16 protein-coding genes and 1 pseudogene are annotated in these 16,419 nt (G+C 64.3%); 9 read left to right on the top strand and 8 right to left on the bottom strand.

Annotation, left to right across the window (positions count from 1 at the left end; all coding sequences use genetic code 11):
• Positions 1–119: 119 nt before the first annotated feature.
• A pseudogene (locus RT460_RS03085) lies at positions 120–494 on the top strand (H-NS histone family protein); the annotation flags it as partial.
• Positions 495–742: 248 nt separating this feature from the next.
• On the opposite strand, the gene RT460_RS03080 reads toward RT460_RS03085, so the two are convergent.
• Positions 743–2,023: a threonine/serine exporter family protein gene (locus RT460_RS03080; RefSeq protein WP_313317096.1), complete on the bottom strand. Its 1,281-nt coding sequence runs from the start codon at positions 2,021–2,023 to the stop codon at positions 743–745.
• Positions 2,024–2,095: 72 nt separating this feature from the next.
• On the opposite strand from RT460_RS03080, the gene RT460_RS03075 reads away from it, so the two are divergent.
• The 4 genes from RT460_RS03075 (at position 2,096) to RT460_RS03060 (ending at position 5,736) form a co-directional block, all read left to right on the top strand.
• Entirely contained in the window at positions 2,096–3,217 is a 1,122-nt protein-coding gene (locus RT460_RS03075; protein WP_313317095.1) for an MlaE family lipid ABC transporter permease subunit, read from the top strand.
• A 16-nt stretch (positions 3,218–3,233) separates the two neighbouring features.
• Positions 3,234–4,055: an ABC transporter ATP-binding protein gene (locus tag RT460_RS03070; protein WP_313317094.1), complete on the top strand. Its 822-nt coding sequence runs from the start codon at positions 3,234–3,236 to the stop codon at positions 4,053–4,055.
• Between the two features lie 104 nt (positions 4,056–4,159).
• Positions 4,160–5,086 carry an MlaD family protein gene (locus RT460_RS03065; protein ID WP_313317093.1) on the top strand — a complete coding sequence of 309 codons (927 nt, stop codon included), beginning with the start codon at positions 4,160–4,162 and terminating at the stop codon, positions 5,084–5,086.
• Complete coding sequence (locus tag RT460_RS03060; RefSeq protein WP_313317092.1) at positions 5,083–5,736, top strand: ABC-type transport auxiliary lipoprotein family protein; 654 nt, start codon at positions 5,083–5,085, stop codon at positions 5,734–5,736. Before RT460_RS03065 ends, RT460_RS03060 begins: the two co-directional genes overlap by 4 nt.
• Here the strand turns inward: RT460_RS03060 and RT460_RS03055 are convergent.
• Complete coding sequence (locus RT460_RS03055) at positions 5,684–6,310, bottom strand: alpha-ketoglutarate-dependent dioxygenase AlkB (RefSeq protein ID WP_313317091.1); 627 nt, start codon at positions 6,308–6,310, stop codon at positions 5,684–5,686. The two genes, RT460_RS03060 and RT460_RS03055, sit on opposite strands and share 53 nt — an antisense overlap.
• Positions 6,311–6,376: 66 nt before the next feature.
• Between RT460_RS03055 and RT460_RS03050 the strand changes: the two genes are divergently transcribed.
• Complete coding sequence (locus tag RT460_RS03050) at positions 6,377–7,672, top strand: glycosyltransferase (protein ID WP_313317090.1); 1,296 nt, start codon at positions 6,377–6,379, stop codon at positions 7,670–7,672.
• 38 nt (positions 7,673–7,710) lie between these two features.
• Here the strand turns inward: RT460_RS03050 and RT460_RS03045 are convergent, their stop codons facing one another.
• Positions 7,711–8,340, bottom strand: a complete 630-nt coding sequence (locus RT460_RS03045; protein ID WP_313317088.1) for a CoA transferase subunit B — start codon at positions 8,338–8,340, stop codon at positions 7,711–7,713.
• A gap of 1 nt (position 8,341) precedes the next feature.
• The gene (locus RT460_RS03040) at positions 8,342–9,076 is read right to left on the bottom strand and encodes a CoA transferase subunit A (protein ID WP_293712290.1); all 735 of its coding nucleotides are present in this window, start codon (positions 9,074–9,076) and stop codon (positions 8,342–8,344) included.
• A 143-nt stretch (positions 9,077–9,219) separates the two neighbouring features.
• On the opposite strand from RT460_RS03040, the gene RT460_RS03035 reads away from it, so the two are divergent.
• Positions 9,220–10,566, top strand: a complete 1,347-nt coding sequence (locus tag RT460_RS03035; RefSeq protein ID WP_313317087.1) for a phosphomannomutase — start codon at positions 9,220–9,222, stop codon at positions 10,564–10,566.
• 8 nt (positions 10,567–10,574) lie between these two features.
• Positions 10,575–11,978 carry a mannose-1-phosphate guanylyltransferase/mannose-6-phosphate isomerase gene (locus RT460_RS03030; RefSeq protein ID WP_313317086.1) on the top strand — a complete coding sequence of 468 codons (1,404 nt, stop codon included), beginning with the start codon at positions 10,575–10,577 and terminating at the stop codon, positions 11,976–11,978.
• Between the two features lie 172 nt (positions 11,979–12,150).
• On the opposite strand, the gene rfbD is transcribed toward RT460_RS03030, so the two are convergent.
• The 4 genes from rfbD to rfbB are packed head-to-tail and all read right to left on the bottom strand — an operon-like array spanning position 12,151 to position 15,552.
• Positions 12,151–13,053, bottom strand: a complete 903-nt coding sequence (rfbD, locus tag RT460_RS03025) for a dTDP-4-dehydrorhamnose reductase (protein ID WP_313317085.1) — start codon at positions 13,051–13,053, stop codon at positions 12,151–12,153.
• A complete protein-coding gene (rfbC, locus tag RT460_RS03020; RefSeq protein ID WP_313317084.1) occupies positions 13,050–13,607 on the bottom strand; it encodes a dTDP-4-dehydrorhamnose 3,5-epimerase in 558 nt (185 codons plus the stop codon). Before rfbC ends, rfbD begins: the two co-directional genes overlap by 4 nt.
• Positions 13,604–14,491: a glucose-1-phosphate thymidylyltransferase RfbA gene (rfbA, locus tag RT460_RS03015; RefSeq protein WP_313317083.1), complete on the bottom strand. Its 888-nt coding sequence runs from the start codon at positions 14,489–14,491 to the stop codon at positions 13,604–13,606. Before rfbA ends, rfbC begins: the two co-directional genes overlap by 4 nt.
• The gene (gene rfbB / locus RT460_RS03010) at positions 14,488–15,552 is read right to left on the bottom strand and encodes a dTDP-glucose 4,6-dehydratase (protein ID WP_313317082.1); all 1,065 of its coding nucleotides are present in this window, start codon (positions 15,550–15,552) and stop codon (positions 14,488–14,490) included. The genes rfbA and rfbB overlap by 4 nt, the downstream gene beginning before the upstream one ends.
• A 247-nt stretch (positions 15,553–15,799) precedes the next feature.
• On the opposite strand from rfbB, the gene RT460_RS03005 reads away from it, so the two are divergent.
• The coding region (locus RT460_RS03005) for an electron transfer flavoprotein subunit beta/FixA family protein (RefSeq protein ID WP_313317081.1) at positions 15,800–16,419 on the top strand (620 nt) is incomplete at its 3' end.

The raw sequence follows: 16,419 nt of genomic DNA, 5'->3' as shown, positions 1-16,419 counted from the left end.
TTTGCCGATAACGTCGAATCGATTATTCATTTGGCAATACCTTACCGCGCCGGTATGCTTTCCAGCGCTGCCACGGATTGGCACCTTTCCTTCGACCCATTATCCGGAGTAGTTATTAGATGAGTATTGACCTGTCGGGCCTGTCGGCCAAAGAACTCGGCGCCCTTATCCGCGATGCGCAGAAGCGCAAGACCGTGGTAGCCAAGCGCCAGCCGATCGCCAAGGCCCGCGCCCTGGTAGCTGCAGCCGCCAAGAAGGCCGGCTATACCGTCGAGGAACTGTTTGGCACCGGCGCAGCCACCACCAAGGCACCGCGTGCCGCCAAGGCCGGCAAGACTGCCAGCAAGGCCGGCCGCAAGCTGGCAAAGGTCGCCCCGAAGTATCGCAACCCGGCCAACGCCGAGGAAACCTGGACCGGCCGTGGCAAGCAGCCGCGCTGGTTGGCCGAATACACCAAGGCCGGCCGCAAGGTTGAAGATTTCCTGATCCAGCAGTAATCGCGCGATCAGCTGAAACAATTACGCCGGCGTAAGCCGGCGTTTTTGTTGGTGCGTCTTCCTCCAGCGGCGGGGGAAACTGCCCCACTCTCCGGCCCAGCAGGCACCCCGCCGACCTCAGCGAAGCCCGGGTAAGCGCAGCGCACCCGGGAAACAGGTAGCCGCCCATGGGCGTTACCAACAACCGCGGGCACACTGCGCCTACCCGCGTTGCCTCGTTACCCCTTCTTTCGTGGATGGGACGCTTACAGATTCTGGTTCTTGCGCGCCGGTATCAACAGATTTCCGAAAAGCAACCCCGCTACCAGCGCCATAACCACATTGACCACGGTCAGCAGGGCCGACTCGCCGGCATTTACATTCTGCTGCTGGATCAAACTGAGCACCCCGCGCAGGCTGGTACTACCGGGCACCAGCATGATGATGCCCGGCAAACGGACGATCGCACCTGGCCGGTGGGCGACGCGGCCGAACAGATTGCCGGCGGCGGTCAACAGCATCGCTGCCAGGAATATTCCGGCCGGCCCACCCCATTGCTGACCGCCATAACGGGAAATCGCATAACCGGCCACCGAGGCCGCCATTACCCACGGGTAATCCCGCTTGCTGGCGCGGAACAGCATGGCGAAAGCGAACGAGGCCACCAGCACCGAACCCCATTCCACCCAGTTGGACTGCGGCCGTGATGCCCGCACCACCGGCTCCAGGCCGATGTAATGGGCAATGGTGACCGCGATCATCGCGCCCACCGTCAGTTTCATGATGGTGGTCAGGGCACCGGCAAAGCGCGCGGTACCCGACACCCAGTGCTGGCTGGCCAACTCGTTGACCGAATTGGTCAGCGCCATACCCGGCAGCAGTACCACCAGCGAGGCGATGATCGTGGAATTCAGGTTCAACGGCCCGACAAAACTCGCCACCAGTACCGCCACAAAACCGGCCACCAGTGCCGCCAGCGCTTCACTGGCCTCGCGCGTGGCAACGCGGCGGTCGGTGTAGAACAACATCAGGCCAATCAATAGACCGGTAATGCCCGCGGTTGCGATATCCAACCAGGGCAAGCGCCACAACCCGGCCACGCCGGCCGAGCCGAGGGTGAAAGAGGCCAGCAGTTCGATCTTGCCGCGCAGGCCGGGGTCACGGTCCAGTTCCCGCAACGCGGTATGGCCCTGGGCAATGGACATTTCGCCGGCAGCGACGGCATCGGCGATCTGATCGGCCATCGCCAGTTTGTGCAGGTTGGTATCACCCGGACCCAGACGGATCACGCGGGTGATATCACTGGAGCCGATCGCACGCGTGGGGTCACTGAAACTCAGGATCAGGCCGGTGGGATTGGACCAGGGCTCGCAATCCAGATCCAGCCGTTGCGACAAGGCCACCACCGCAGCTTCGAGGCGCTGCGCGGTGGTGCCATAGCGATGCAGGCGGCCCGCCATCTCCGAAACGAAGGCCACGCGCTGCGCATAGGTGGCCCGGTTGGGGGCGGGCGCCGGAGCGGCCGGGACGATGGTTTCTGCGGACATGGGCATTAGTATCGCCTGAAGCCGGTGAATACTCATCCGGGCTGGACACCTGACAGGTTATTCTTCAACCGAATGCCAACAACGACCTCCCCCACCCCTCCCGAATGTGCGCTGGATCCGGGTGCCGAGGGCCAACTCAGGCTCTCCGGCAGTTGGACGCTGTCCACCGCGCTGCGTTCGATGGAGATATTGAAGGCGCAGGCCGGCGGGGTGACCAGTATCGATGCACGTGGCATCGACCAACTGGACTCAGCCGGGGTGATGCTGCTGTTGCGCTACGCAAGCAAGGCCGGGCTGGCCGAAGATGCGCTGCAGTTCCGCGACGAGCACCGTGCCTTGGTCTGCACCATTGACGAGGTTGCCGACGAACGCCCCAAGCCACAGCGCGACTACGGTGTACTGGCAGCGCTGGAACGCTTGGGCCGCTCGGTGCAGGCCATTGGCCGCAACATCAAGGTGCTGGTCAGCTTCCTGGGCGAGAACCTCTCCAAGATGGCGAGGCTGCTGCGCGAGCCCCGCCGCTTCCGCATGACCGCCACCGTCAACCAGATGGAACAGGTGGGCCTGGACGCGGTGCCCCTGGTCGCACTGCTGTCCTACCTGGTGGGCGCGGTGATCGCCTTCCTGGGCTCGACCATCCTGCGCGACTTCGGCGCGGAGATCTATGTGGTGGAACTGGTGTCCATCGCCTTCCTGCGCGAATTCGCCGTGCTGTTGACCGCGATCGTGCTGGCCGGACGCACCGCCAGCGCTTTCACCGCGCAGATCGGCGCAATGAAGGCACGCGAGGAGATCGACGCGATCCAGACCTTGGGTCTGGACCCGATCGACCTGCTGGTCCTGCCGCGCGTGGTGGCGCTGCTGTTGATGCTGCCGCTGCTGACCTTCATCGCGATGCTGGCCGGTCTGGCAGGCGGTGTCACCGTCGGCGCGTTCGACCTGGGCATTCCGCCGCAGATGTACCTGGCGCGCATGCACGAAACCATGGAAGTACGGCACTTCCTTGTTGGCCTGGCCAAGGCGCCGGTGTTCGCCCTGATCATCGGCCTGATCGGCTGCCTGGAAGGCCTGAAGGTCGAAGGCACCGCGCAGTCGGTGGGTGAACGCACCACCTCCAGCGTGGTGCAGACCATCTCGCTGGTCATCATCCTCGACGCGCTGGCCGCGTTGTGGTTCATGCACATGGGCTGGTGAGGCAGACACTTCGATGATGGCCATCCGTTCCACCTTCCCCGACCAGGACAGCAGTGAGCTGGCCATCCGCGTGCGCGGACTGGTCAACCACTTCGGCAGCCAGGTCGTGCACGACGACCTGGACCTGGACGTGCGGCGTGGCGAGATCCTCGGCGTGGTCGGTGGTTCGGGTACCGGCAAGTCGGTACTGATGCGCTCCATCCTGGGGCTGCGCACGCCCAATGCCGGCGAAATCGAAGTGCTGGGCGTCAATGCACGCTCGCAAGACCCCGCCGACCGCCTGCGCATCGAGCGCAATACCGGCGTGCTGTTCCAGGACGGCGCCCTGTTCTCCTCATTGACCGTGGGCGAGAACGTCCAGGTGCCGCTGAAGGAACATCACCCGGAACTGGATGACCGCTGGCATTACGAGCTGGCACTGCTCAAGGTGAAGCTGGCTGGCCTGCCGGCGGACGCCATCAACAAGTTGCCCTCGCAGCTGTCCGGCGGCATGCGCAAACGCGCCGGCCTTGCCCGCGCCCTGGCGCTGGACCCGCCGCTGCTATTCCTGGACGAACCCACCGCCGGCCTGGATCCCATCGGTGCAGCCGCCTTCGACCGCTTGATCAAGACGTTGCAGGAAGCGCTGGGACTGACGGTCTTTCTGATCACCCACGACCTGGACACGCTGTACGCCATCTGTGACCGCATTGCAGTGTTGGCCGACCACAAGGTCATCGCCAACGCGCCGCTCTCGGAGATCGAACAGCTGGACCACCCGTGGATACGCGAATACTTCCACGGCCCGCGCGCCCGCGCCGCGCGCGGCGAGGCCCCCCTGCAGGAGTTTCCGCAATGACGCCCGCTTGCCGACCGACTTTCACCCCAGGTTCCGCTGCAGCCGCGCAGATTGAACATGGCCTCCCACCAGACTCTCCACCTTCCAACAGGGGCTGCTGAGCCATGGAAACCAAAGCCAACTACGTCCTGATCGGCGCCTTCACCCTGATCGTCGGCGTGGCCCTGCTCGCCTTCGGGCTGTGGGCGGCCAAATACTCCTCCGATCGCACCTGGCAGGAATACAACGTCGTATTCACCGAGGCCGTCACCGGCCTGTCGGTGGGTAGCCCGGTGCAATACAACGGCATCGCCGTGGGCTCCATCACCGAGCTGACCCTGGCCCCGGATGACCCGCGCAAGGTGGTGGCCCGGCTGCGCCTGAACTCCACCACCCCGGTCAAGACCGACACCCGCGCCAAGCTGGCCATTACCAGCCTGACCGGCCCGTCGATCATCCAGCTCAGTGGCGGCACGCCCCAGGCCGCGGCATTGACCGCGGTCAGCAAGGAAGCCATACCGACCATCGCCACCACGCCCTCCGCGCTGCAGAACATCACCGACGTGGCCAACCGCGTGGTCGAGCGCATGGATGAGTTGCTCAGCGACGACAACGTCAACAAGATTTCGGCCACGCTCACCCACCTGGAAGCCATCAGCGGCGGCCTGGCTGACCGCGACCAGGGCACCCAGGCGCTGCTGGTGGAAGCCCGCGATGCCGCACGCAACCTCAACGCCACCCTCGGCACGGCCAACGGCGCCATCCAGAACCTGGACCAGAACGTCCTGCGGCAGCTGCCGGCAACGCTCGACAAGCTGGATACCAGCCTGAGCAAACTGGACTCGGCCGCCGGCAATGCCGATGCCATCCTGGGCGAGAACCGCGCGGCCATAAACAGTTTCGCCAATGATGGCCTGGCCCAGTTGGGCCCGACCCTGACTGAACTGCGCGGCCTGATCCGCGACCTGCGCCGGGTCAGTGACCGCCTGGAGAACAACCCGGCACGCTACCTGCTCGGCCGTGATGCCCCGAAGGAGTTCGAACCCAAATGACGCGCCTGCCGATGTCCAAACTGCTCGCTTCCACTTGCCTGCTGGCCTTGGCGGGTTGCTCGGTGCTTGCCGGCGGTGATCGCCAATCCACCACCATCTACGCGCCGCAGGTGCGGATAACCGCCGACCCGGCATGGCCCCAGGTTGATTGGCAGCTGGCCATCGCCAAGCCCAGTGCCGCGCGCCTGGTGGATAGCCCGCGCATCAACGTACGCCCCACCCCCGGCGAGCTCGAGGTGTACCGAGGCGCGACCTGGTCGCAGCCGGCCACCGACATGCTGGAAGACACCTTGTTGCGTGGTTTCGAGGACTCCGGCCGGATCAGTGGCGTTGCCCGCATCGCCACCGGCATCCGCTCGGACTACAAGCTGACCATCGACCTCCGCCGCTTCGAGGCCGACTACCGTGGCACCGAACTGCCGGCAGCCACCATCGAACTCAACGCCAAGTTGATCCACAGCATAGATCAACGGGTGGTCGCAGCGCGCACCTTCAACACGGTTGAGAATGCCAGCTCGACGGCAACCGGCGATGTCGCCAAGGCATTTGAAACCGCACTGGACAAGACCAGCACCGAGTTGATCGGCTGGACCCTGCTCAGCGGCCAGGCCGACGCGCAACGCATGGCGCAGACACCTGCCGGAAAGTAAGGTTGATGCGCTCGCCAGCCACGCCTGCCATCTTCGGCAACGCGTGCTGGTAGTCGCGCTGGCAATCACCGCGCATCACCAACAAGTCACCGTGGCCGAGCAGGTATTCATGGCGCTGGGAATGCGCATCGCCGCGCCGGAGTAGAAACCGCCGGCGCGTTCCCAGGCTCAGCGATGCGATCACCGGCTGCGCACCCAGCTCGGGTTCGTCATCGCGATGCCAGCCCATTCTGTCCCCGCCGTTGCGGTATCGGTTGAGCAGCACGCTGTTGAACCGCGCCGCGCACGCCTGCTGCAGCTGCCCGCGCAGCTGCTGCAGGGACGGCAACCAGGGCTCGGGTACGAAATCCGCTCCCGAATAGCGGTAGTGGGCATCCGCATCGCCCATCCAGCAGCTCAGCCGGGGCGAATCCACCCACCGCCCGAACATGCGGATACGGTGCACTTGCCACGGCACATCGCCCATCAACGCCTGCAACAGAACATCCGCCTCATCCTTGCGCAGCCAGCCAGGCAGGTGCTCAACCGCGGCAGGCCCCGTATCAGCAAAAAGGAAGCTGGTTTGCTCGTTCATGCCGCTGCCCTCAGAATCAGCTGCTGCATCACCAACGCGTGATGTGCGCTCCCAACCGATAGTGCCATGACCTTCTCCCTGCATCGCCAACTCACCCTGTACCGCTGGCGCCTGTCGCGTAACTTCGCCTTGCTGCGTGGATTGCTGAAAAGCCTGATCGGGCGTGGGGTAGTCGGTACCGTGCAGGTGATTCGGCGTCGCCTGCAACCGGTGGTCGGCGCGCCGCAGCAAGCGCCCTCCATCAGCGCAGCACCGGATACAACACGCAGCGACGCGCTGCTGCTGTTCATCGATGCCGCAGCGCCCACGCCCAGCCACGACTCCGGATCGGTGCGCGCGCTCGCGCTGCTGCGCCTGTGCCGCGAGCTCGGCTGGTCGGTGGCTTTCATGCCGGACAACGGCCAGCTACCGGCCGAATCGGCACCCCTGCTTGCCGAACTGGGGATCGAACGGGTGGGCACGCCCGGCCAGCCCCGCCTGGACCACTGGCTGCAGCAGAACGGCGAACGCGTGGATGCGGTGATGCTGTGCCGCCACCATGTCGCCCAGCGCCACCTTCCCCTGCTGCGTGCCTATACCTCGGCGCGGGTCATCTTCGACACGGTTGACCTGCACCATGTCCGCCTGCAGCGCGCGGCCGAACTGCAGAAAGACGCGCACCTGCAACGCCAGGCTGCGCGCGTTCGCGACGAGGAGTTCATGCTGTTCGCTGCCACTGACGCCACCACCGTGGTCAGCCAGGCCGAACTGGACTACCTGCGCGATGCCGGCGTGCACTCGCCGCTCCATGTGCTGTCGAACGTCCATGACGTAGCGGGCAAGCAACGGGATTTCAGCCAGACCGCCGGCCTGCTGTTCGTGGGTGGTTACCAGCATCACCCCAACCGGGAAGCCGTGGATTGGCTGTGTAGCGAGATCATGCCGCAGCTGCGGCAGCTGTTGCCTGGGGTGGTACTGCACCTGGTGGGGGACATCCAGCCGGCCGATGCCGCCCGCCTCGGTGCCAGCGATGTCCTCGTGCACGGCCATGTGCCGTCCATCGAGCCCTTCCTGGAGAGCAGCCGGATCAACCTGGCACCGCTGCGCAGCGGCGCCGGGGTCAAGGGCAAGATCAACCAGGCCATGAGCCATGGCCTGCCGGTGGTGGCCACCTCGATCGCGGCAGAAGGCATGTTCCTGCGCCACGAGCACAACGCACTCATCGCCGACAGTGCGCTGGATTTCGCCGCGCAGGTTGCCCGGCTATACCAGGACGCCACGCTGTGGCAGCAGCTATCTGACAATGGCTACATCAACATCGCCGAGCATTTTTCGTCGGCGCTGGCGCGCGACACGCTGCGCACGCTGTTGCCGTCAGCGTGAAGATTGGCGGCCAACGCCGCCAATCACCTCCACCCCGATCAGTGCCGGAACGGCACGCCGGTCTTTTCCTTCAGCTCGTCATCGCTGACACCCGGCGCTGCCTCGACCAGCACCAGACCTTCGTCGGTGATGTCGAATACAGCCAGGTCGGTGATGATGCGATCAACTACGCCCACACCGGTCAGCGGCAGGGTGCAGTCCGGCAGGATCTTGTGCTCGCCGTTCTTGGCGGTGTGCTCCATCAGCACCACCACGCGCTGCACGCCGGCAACCAGGTCCATCGCACCGCCCATGCCCTTGACCATCTTGCCCGGCACCATCCAGTTGGCCAGGTCGCCCTTGTCGGTCACCTGCATGGCACCGAGGATGGCCAGGTTGATATGACCGCCGCGGATCATCGCAAACGAATCATGGCTGCCGAAGTAGCTGGCACCGGCACGCGCGGTGACGGTCTGCTTGCCGGCATTGATCAGGTCGGCATCCACTTCGGCCTCGGTCGGGAACGGGCCGATGCCGAGCAGGCCGTTTTCGGACTGCAACCAGACATCCACGCCTTCCGGGATGTGGTTGGCGACCAGGGTCGGCAGGCCGATACCCAGGTTCACGTAGGCACCATCGGTCAGCTCGCGCGCGGCGCGCTGCGCCATTTCGTCACGGGTCCAGGCCATTTCAGTTCCCCTCCTGACGCACGGTGCGCTGTTCGATGCGCTTCTCCGGCGTTGCGTTCAATACGATGCGGTCGACATAGATGCCCGGCAGGTGGACCTGGTCCGGGTCGATGGCGCCCACTGGCACGATCTCCTCCACTTCCACCACGCAGACCTTGCCGGCCATGGCACAGGCCGGGTTGAAGTTGCGTGCGGTCTTGCGGAACAGCAGGTTGCCGGCCTCGTCGGCCTTCCATGCCTTGACCAGCGACACATCGGCCTTGAGTGCGGTTTCCAGCACGTAATGCTTGCCGTCGATCTCGCGGGTTTCCTTGCCTTCGGCGACGATGGTGCCGTAGCCGGTGGCGGTGAAGAACGCCGGAATGCCCGCGCCGCCGGCGCGCAGGCGCTCGGCCAGGGTGCCCTGCGGGTTGAATTCCAGCTCCAGTTCACCGGCCAGGTACTGGCGCTCGAACTCCTTGTTCTCGCCCACGTAGGACGAAATCATCTTCTTGATCTGGCGGGTCTCCAACAGCTGACCCAGGCCAAAGCCATCGACACCGGCGTTGTTGGAGATCGCGGTCAGGCCCTTGACCCCGCTGTCGCGCAGCGCGGCGATCAGGGCTTCGGGGATGCCGCACAGGCCAAATCCGCCGACTGCCAGGGTCTGGCCATCGGCAACAATGCCGTCCAGCGCCTGGGCGGCGCTGGCAAACACCTTGCCACGGCGCCCGGCGGGGGTTGAGGGATCGCTCATTGCATCACACCCACAGTGGTAAAGATGGCTTCATTCTAGCCATACCGGCGGCAACGCCCTCTTGGACCTTCGTCCAGCCTGCGGACAGCCAGTACACGCAGGGACGTCTAAACTAGGCGTCTACCCACCAGCAGGAGGCATGCATGCCCCTTCCCGCCTTCAAGGCCTATGACATCCGCGGCCGTGTACCCGACGAACTGAATGAGGACATGGCGCGCAAGATCGGCACCGCGCTGGCCGCCGAGCTGGCTGAAGGCACCGTGGTACTGGGCCATGACGTGCGCCTGACCAGCCCCGCCCTGCAGGACGCCCTGGCCATTGGCCTGCGCGGCGCGGGCCGCGAGGTGATCGACATCGGCCAGTGCGGTACCGAAGAAGTGTATTTCCAGACCGGCCATCTGCAGGCAGCCGGCGGGGTGATGGTCACTGCCAGCCACAACCCGATGGATTACAACGGCATGAAGCTGGTGCGCGAGCAGGCCCGGCCGATCAGTTCGGACACCGGTTTGTTTGCCATTTCCGATGCGGTCGCCGCCGATACCTCCGCTGCACAACCGCCACGCGCCGGGCAGCGCGCCGAGCACGGCAAGAGCGCGTACATCCAGCACCTGCTCAGCTATGTGGATGGCGCCAAGCTGAAGCCGTTGAAGCTGGTGGTCAACGCCGGCAATGGCGGCGCCGGCGCGATCGTGGACCTGTTGGCACCGCACCTGCCCTTCGAGTTCGTGCGTGTTTTCCATGAAGCCGACGGCAACTTCCCCAACGGCATTCCCAACCCGCTGCTGCCAGAGAACCGCGACGCCACCGCGCAAGCGGTACGCGAGCACGGTGCCGACTTCGGCATCGCCTGGGACGGAGACTTCGACCGCTGCTTCTTCTTCGACCACAACGGCCGCTTCATCGAAGGCTATTACCTGGTCGGGCTGCTGGCCCAGGCCATCCTGGCGCGCAGCCCCGGCGGCAAGATCGTGCACGATCCGCGCCTGACCTGGAACACGGTTGAAATGGTCGAGGCAGCTGGCGGCGTACCGGTGCTGTGCAAGAGCGGGCATGCCTTCATCAAGGAGAAGATGCGTGCCGAAAACGCGGTATATGGCGGCGAGATGAGCGCACACCATTACTTCCGCGAGTTCGCCTACGCCGACTCCGGCATGATCCCGTGGCTGCTGATCGCCGAGCTGGTATCGAGCACGGGGCATTCGCTGGCCGACCTGGTGGAGGAGCGCATGGCGCGCTTCCCCTGCAGCGGCGAGATCAACTTCAAGGTCAGCGACGCCAAGGCCGCGGTGGCCCGGGTACTGGCCCATTACGCTGCGGATGCACCCCAGCTCGATCACACCGATGGCGTCAGTGCCGACTTCGGCGCATGGCGCTTCAACCTGCGCAGCTCCAATACCGAACCGCTGCTGCGACTGAACGTGGAAACCCGGGGTGATGCGGCCTTGCTGGCGCAGCGCACCGCCGAAATTTCCAACCTGATCACTGCCTGAGACCCTTCATGAGCCAGATCCTGCCCGTCATTCTTTCCGGTGGTTCCGGTACCCGCCTGTGGCCGTTGTCGCGCGAAGCCTACCCCAAGCAGTTCCTGCAGCTTGCAGGCGAACACAGCATGCTGCAGTCGACCTGGCTGCGCGTAGCCGATGTAGCCACCCAGGCACCGCTGGTAGTGGCCAACGAAGCACACCGTTTCGTCGCTGCCGAGCAGCTGCAGCAGGTGGGCACCACGCCGTCGGCAATCCTGTTGGAGCCGATGGGCCGCAATACCGCCCCGGCGATCGCTGCTGCCGCGCTGGAAGCCCGCCACAACGGTGATGACCCGCTGCTGCTGGTGTTGCCGTCGGATCACCTGATCCGCGATATCGGCCAGTTCCACCAGGCCATCGAAGCGGCCGCCACCCTTGCCGAGCAGGGCAAGCTGGTGACCTTCGGCATCCAGCCGACCGCACCGGAAACCGGCTATGGCTACATCAAGGCTGTTGCCGGGCAAGGCCCGCGTGCCATCGAGCGTTTCGTCGAGAAACCCGACCTGGCCACCGCGCAATCCTACGTGGCCTCCGGCGAGTACTACTGGAACAGCGGCATGTTCCTGTTCCGCGCCTCGCGTTACCTGGAAGAGCTGCAGCGCCTGCAACCGCAGATCCTCAACGCCTGCCAGGCCGCTTGGGAACAGGCACGCCGTGACAGCGATTTCATCCGCCTGGATGCCGAGGCCTTCAAGGCCAGCCCGTCCGATTCCATCGATTACGCGGTGATGGAAAAAACCGCCGATGCCGCGGTTGTGCCGCTGGATGCGGGCTGGAGCGACGTCGGTTCGTGGACCGCCCTGCGCGACGTCTCCGAACAGGATGCCAATGGCAATGCCCATCGCGGCGACGTCATCGCCATCGACTGCCACGACACGTTTGCCTATGGCGACCGCTTGATCGCGATGGTCGGCCTGGACGACGTGATCGTGGTGGAAACCGACGATGCCGTGCTGGTCGGCAAGTCCGACCGCATGCAGGAAGTGAAGGACGTGGTGGCACGGTTGAAGGCCGATGGCCGCAGCGAAGCCACCTGGCACCGCAAGGTCTATCGTCCGTGGGGCGCCTATGACTCCATCGATCATGGCGATCGTTTCCAGGTCAAGCGCATCACGGTCAAACCCGGCGGCACGTTGAGCCTGCAGATGCACCACCATCGTGCCGAACACTGGATCGTGGTCAGCGGCACTGCCGAGGTCACCCGTGGTGACGAAGTATTGCTGCTTACCGAGAACCAGAGCACTTACATCCCGCTGGGTGTCACCCACCGCCTGCGCAACCCCGGCAAGCTGCCGCTGGAGCTGATCGAAGTGCAGTCGGGCAGCTATCTGGGTGAGGATGACATCGTGCGCTTCGAGGACACTTACGGGCGCGCGTGAAACGAGGGGAAGGTGGGGCCTGAGTGCTGCAACTTCCCCGTCTCACCTACCCCTCTCCCACACCGGGAGAGGGGCTTGAACAGCGCTTGCTCGCGGAGTGTCAGGCGACAGGTAACCCGCGCCTCCCCATGCGGAAGTGGGGACGTGAGGAAAGAAACCTGCCGAACAGCGGCTATCGAACAGCCCGCAACTCGCCAACAACACCGCGCACCCCCTGCTGCCAGTCAGGCAGCGCGATGCCGAAATCGGTCTGCAGCTTGCGCGTATCCAGCACCGAGTAGGCCGGCCGCTGTGCAGCCGTCGGGTACTGCGCGCTGTCGATGGCCTGCACCTGCGGCGCCTTCTCCAATAACCCAGCAGCAACTGCTTCGGCAAAAATTGCCTCGGCAAAGCCATGCCAACTGGTATGCCCCGAGGCGGTGAGATGCCAGGTTCCCGACAACCGGGAAGGATGCAGCAGCGCCTGTGCGGTGACATCGGCAATCAGCGACGCGGGTGTCGGCGTACCCAACTGATCGGCAACCACCCGCAGCACATCGCGTTCGGCCGCCAGGCGCAGCATCGTGCGCAGGAAATTTCCGCCGTGCGCCGCGTATACCCAAGCAGTGCGGAAGATCAGGTGGCGACCGCCGGCGGCACGCACGGCGTCCTCTCCATCCCGTTTACTGGTGCCGTAGACGCCCAGCGGCGCGGTCGCTTCATCCTCGACGTAGGGCACGCTTCCCTTGCCGTTGAACACGTAATCGGTGGAGTAATGAACCAGAGGGACGTCATGCACCGCGCACCAACCGGCAATGACGCCGGGCGCCTGCGCGTTGATACGGTACGCCAGCTCCGGCTCCTGTTCCGCCTTGTCCACCGCGGTGTATGCCGCAGCGTTGATCACCACGTCCGGTTGCAGGCGATCGAGCACGGCCGGCAGTTCTTCGGGGACATTGAAGTCCGCTTTCTCACAGGCACTGCCATCGGCGAGGCTGCCACTGCGCGTTGTCGCAACCCCCTCACCCAGCGGCGCCAGTGCCCGCAGCAGCTCCTGTCCTACCTGGCCGTTCCCCCCAAGAACCAGAAACCTCATGACTGATGGACCGGCAGGCGATCTTCCGCGATGTCCTTCAGGAAAGGCGCAGCCTCATCCTTGGCCGACAAGGTGGGTGCACTGATGGGCCAGTCCACCGCGATGTCGGCATCGTTCCAGCGTACGCCTGCATCCAGTTCCTTCAGATACACCTCGGTACACAGGTAACTGAACACCGCACGCTCGGACAGAACCGCGAAGCCATGCGCGAAACCTTCGGGTATCCAGAACTGGCGCTTGTTCTGCGCACTGAGAACTACCGCTTCCCACTTGCCAAACGTCGGCGAACCGCGACGGATATCCACCGCTACGTCGTAGACCTCACCCTCCAGCACGCTGACGAGCTTGCCCTGTGGCCGCGGCCACTGGTAATGCAGGCCACGCAGCACGCCCTTGCTGGACGAAGACACGTTGCTTTGCACGAAACGCGTGGGCAAACCCTGCGCGCCGAAGCGTTCGGCATTCCAGGTCTCGAAAAAGAAGCCTCGCTCGTCACCGAACACGGCTGGCTCGATCACCGCGCATCCCGGCAACTTCGTTTCAATCACTTTCACGGCACAACTCCACGCTGCAACAACTTCTCCAGGTACTGGCCGTAGCCACTCTTCAACAACGGCGCTGCCAATGCCTGCAGTTGTTCGGCACTGATCCAGCCCTGCGCGAACGCAATTTCCTCCGGGCAGCACACTTGCAGGCCCTGTCTCGTCTGCAGGGTCTCGATATAGTTGGATGCCTCCAGCAGGGACGCATGGGTGCCGGTATCGAGCCACGCATAGCCACGCCCCAACGGCTCCAACTGCAACTGTCCCTGCTCGAGGTAGCGGCGATTGAGGTCGGTGATTTCCAGTTCGCCGCGTGCCGACGGTTGCAGCGTGGCCGCGTAGTCGGCAGCGTTGCCATCGTAGAAGTACAGGCCGGTGATGGCGTAGTTGGAACGCGGATTCTCGGGCTTTTCCACCAGATCGATGACCTTGCCACCAGCATCGAACTCGGCCACGCCATAACGCTCCGGGTCATTCACCCAGTAGCCGAATACCGTTGCACCCTGCTGCCGCGTGTCGGCACGTCGCAACAACTCACGCAGGCCAGTGCCGTGGAAAATGTTGTCCCCCAGGACCAGGCAGCTGGGCTTGCCGTCGACGAAATCACGACCGATCAGGTAGGCCTGGGCCAGGCCATCGGGGCTGGGCTGCACGGCGTACTGGATGTCCATGCCCCATTGCGAGCCATCCCCCAACAGGCTCTGGAACAGCGCCTGCTCATGCGGCGTGTTGATGACCAGCACCTCGCGGATACCGGCCATCATCAGCACGCTGAGCGGGTAGTAGATCATCGGCTTGTCGTACACCGGCAACAGCTGCTTGCTGATGCCTTGGGTAATTGGATACAGCCGCGTCCCTGAGCCACCGGCCAGGATGATGCCCTTGCGCTGGCTCATTCGGCCATCTCCCCGGTACCAATGCGTTGCAGTCGATAGCTGCCATCGAGCACGCTGTTGACCCAATCCTGGTTGGCAAGAAACCAATCCACCGTCGCAGCGATTCCCTGCTCGAAGCTGTAACTGGGCTGCCAGCCCAGTTCATCGCGCAGCTTGGACGCATCAATGGCATAGCGGCGGTCATGCCCGGGGCGATCGGCCACAAAGCGGATCTGGCAGCTGCGCGGCTGGCCATCGGCGCGCGGGCGGCGCTGATCCAGCAGGGCGCAGATTGCCTGCACGACTTCGATGTTCTGCCGTTCGGCATTGCCGCCGACGTTGTAGGTCTGCCCTACCCGCCCCTGTGCCAGCACGGTGCGGATGGCCTGGCAGTGATCGCTGACATACAACCAGTCGCGCACCTGCCGGCCATCGCCGTAAACGGGCAGATCTTCGCCAGCCAGCGCCTTGGCGATCACCAGCGGAATGAGCTTTTCCGGGAAGTGGTAAGGGCCGTAGTTGTTCGAACAGTTGGTGGTCAGTACCGGCAGCCCGTAGGTGTGGTGGAAGGCCCGCACCAGATGATCCGATGCAGCCTTGGAGGCCGAGTACGGGGAGTTGGGGGCATAGGCCGTGGTTTCGCTGAAGCTGCCAGTCTCGCCGAGGCTGCCGTAGACCTCATCGGTGGAAACATGCAGCAAGCGGAAGGCATCGGCGCGCTCGCCGAGCAGCGCTTTCCAGTAATCGCGCACCGCTTCCAGCAGCGCCAATGTGCCTACCACGTTGGTCTGGATGAAGGCCGCTGGGCCATCGATCGAGCGATCGACATGACTTTCCGCGGCGAAATTGATCACCGCATCCGGCTGGTGTTCGGCCAGCAATCGATCGACCAGCTCCCGGTCACCGATATCGCCATGCACGAAGACATGCGCTGGGTTGTCCTGCACGCTGGCCAGGGTCTGCGGATTCCCCGCATAGGTCAGGGCATCGAGATTGACGATGCGCGTGCCCCGCGCCACCGCCTCCAGTACGAAATTTCCGCCGATGAATCCGGCACCACCTGTCACAAGCCACGTAGGCACGCCTTGGATCTCCCTTTGCTGCAGCCAACAAGACCACAAAATGATGGCACCAAGAATATACCGGGGGCCGTCAACTGAGCCTGACGTTGACAAGCGGCGCCGGGTAGCGACAATTTGTCCGGACATTTAACCGAAGGCCGGGATCACCATACGCATTCGCATGGAACCTATATCCCGGCTAGAATCGGAAAAATCTCGTCCCCGGCCCGCGCCGGCCCCCATCAGCAACCGAAGGACCCCGCAGCACATGAAAATCCTCGTCGCGTACAAGCGCGTGGTGGACTACAACGTCCGCATTCAAGTCAAGCCGGATGGTTCCGGCGTGGTCACCGATGGCGTCAAGCTTTCGTCGAACCCGTTCGATGAAATCGCCCTGGAAGAAGCCCTGCGCCTGCGCGACAAGGGCATCGCCACGGAAGTGGTGGTCGCCACCATCGCCCCGGCCGACGCCCAGGCGCACCTGCGCAACGGTCTGGCCATGGGTGCCAACCGTGCTATCCACGTGGTCACCGATCAGGCCATCCAGCCGCTGACCGCCGCCCGCACCCTGCTCAAGCTGGTCGAAAAGGAACAGCCGGACCTGGTCATTCTTGGCAAGCAGGCCATCGACGACGACGCCAACCAGACCGGCCAGATGCTGGCCACGCTGTGGGCGCGTCCGCAGGCCACCTTCGCCTCCAAGGTCGAGATCGCCGACGGCAAGGCCACGGTCACCCGTGAAGTCGACGCCGGCCTGGAAACGCTGGAAGTCGACCTGCCGGCCGTCATCACCACCGACCTGCGCCTGAACGAGCCGCGCTTCATCAAGCTGCCGGACATCATGAAGGCCAAGGCCAAGCCGCTGGAGACCCTGCAGCTGGCCGACCT

Origin of the sequence: Stenotrophomonas sp. (genome assembly GCF_032061965.1) — a bacterium.
GTDB lineage: Bacteria > Pseudomonadota > Gammaproteobacteria > Xanthomonadales > Xanthomonadaceae > Stenotrophomonas.
The sequence above is the reverse complement of the archived record's forward strand: the minus strand, read 5'-3'. Positions and strand labels throughout refer to the sequence as shown.

Coding starts and splice junctions, on each gene's coding strand:
- RT460_RS03080 (WP_313317096.1), bottom strand. CDS start 2,023: ATGTCCGCAGAAACCATCGTCCCGGCCGCTCCGGCGCCCGCCCCCAAC.
- RT460_RS03075 (WP_313317095.1), top strand. CDS start 2,096: ATGCCAACAACGACCTCCCCCACCCCTCCCGAATGTGCGCTGGATCCG.
- RT460_RS03070 (WP_313317094.1), top strand. CDS start 3,234: ATGGCCATCCGTTCCACCTTCCCCGACCAGGACAGCAGTGAGCTGGCC.
- RT460_RS03065 (WP_313317093.1), top strand. CDS start 4,160: ATGGAAACCAAAGCCAACTACGTCCTGATCGGCGCCTTCACCCTGATC.
- RT460_RS03060 (WP_313317092.1), top strand. CDS start 5,083: ATGACGCGCCTGCCGATGTCCAAACTGCTCGCTTCCACTTGCCTGCTG.
- RT460_RS03055 (WP_313317091.1), bottom strand. CDS start 6,310: ATGAACGAGCAAACCAGCTTCCTTTTTGCTGATACGGGGCCTGCCGCG.
- RT460_RS03050 (WP_313317090.1), top strand. CDS start 6,377: ATGACCTTCTCCCTGCATCGCCAACTCACCCTGTACCGCTGGCGCCTG.
- RT460_RS03045 (WP_313317088.1), bottom strand. CDS start 8,340: ATGGCCTGGACCCGTGACGAAATGGCGCAGCGCGCCGCGCGCGAGCTG.
- RT460_RS03040 (WP_293712290.1), bottom strand. CDS start 9,076: ATGAGCGATCCCTCAACCCCCGCCGGGCGCCGTGGCAAGGTGTTTGCC.
- RT460_RS03035 (WP_313317087.1), top strand. CDS start 9,220: ATGCCCCTTCCCGCCTTCAAGGCCTATGACATCCGCGGCCGTGTACCC.
- RT460_RS03030 (WP_313317086.1), top strand. CDS start 10,575: ATGAGCCAGATCCTGCCCGTCATTCTTTCCGGTGGTTCCGGTACCCGC.
- rfbD (WP_313317085.1), bottom strand. CDS start 13,053: ATGAGGTTTCTGGTTCTTGGGGGGAACGGCCAGGTAGGACAGGAGCTG.
- rfbA (WP_313317083.1), bottom strand. CDS start 14,491: ATGAGCCAGCGCAAGGGCATCATCCTGGCCGGTGGCTCAGGGACGCGG.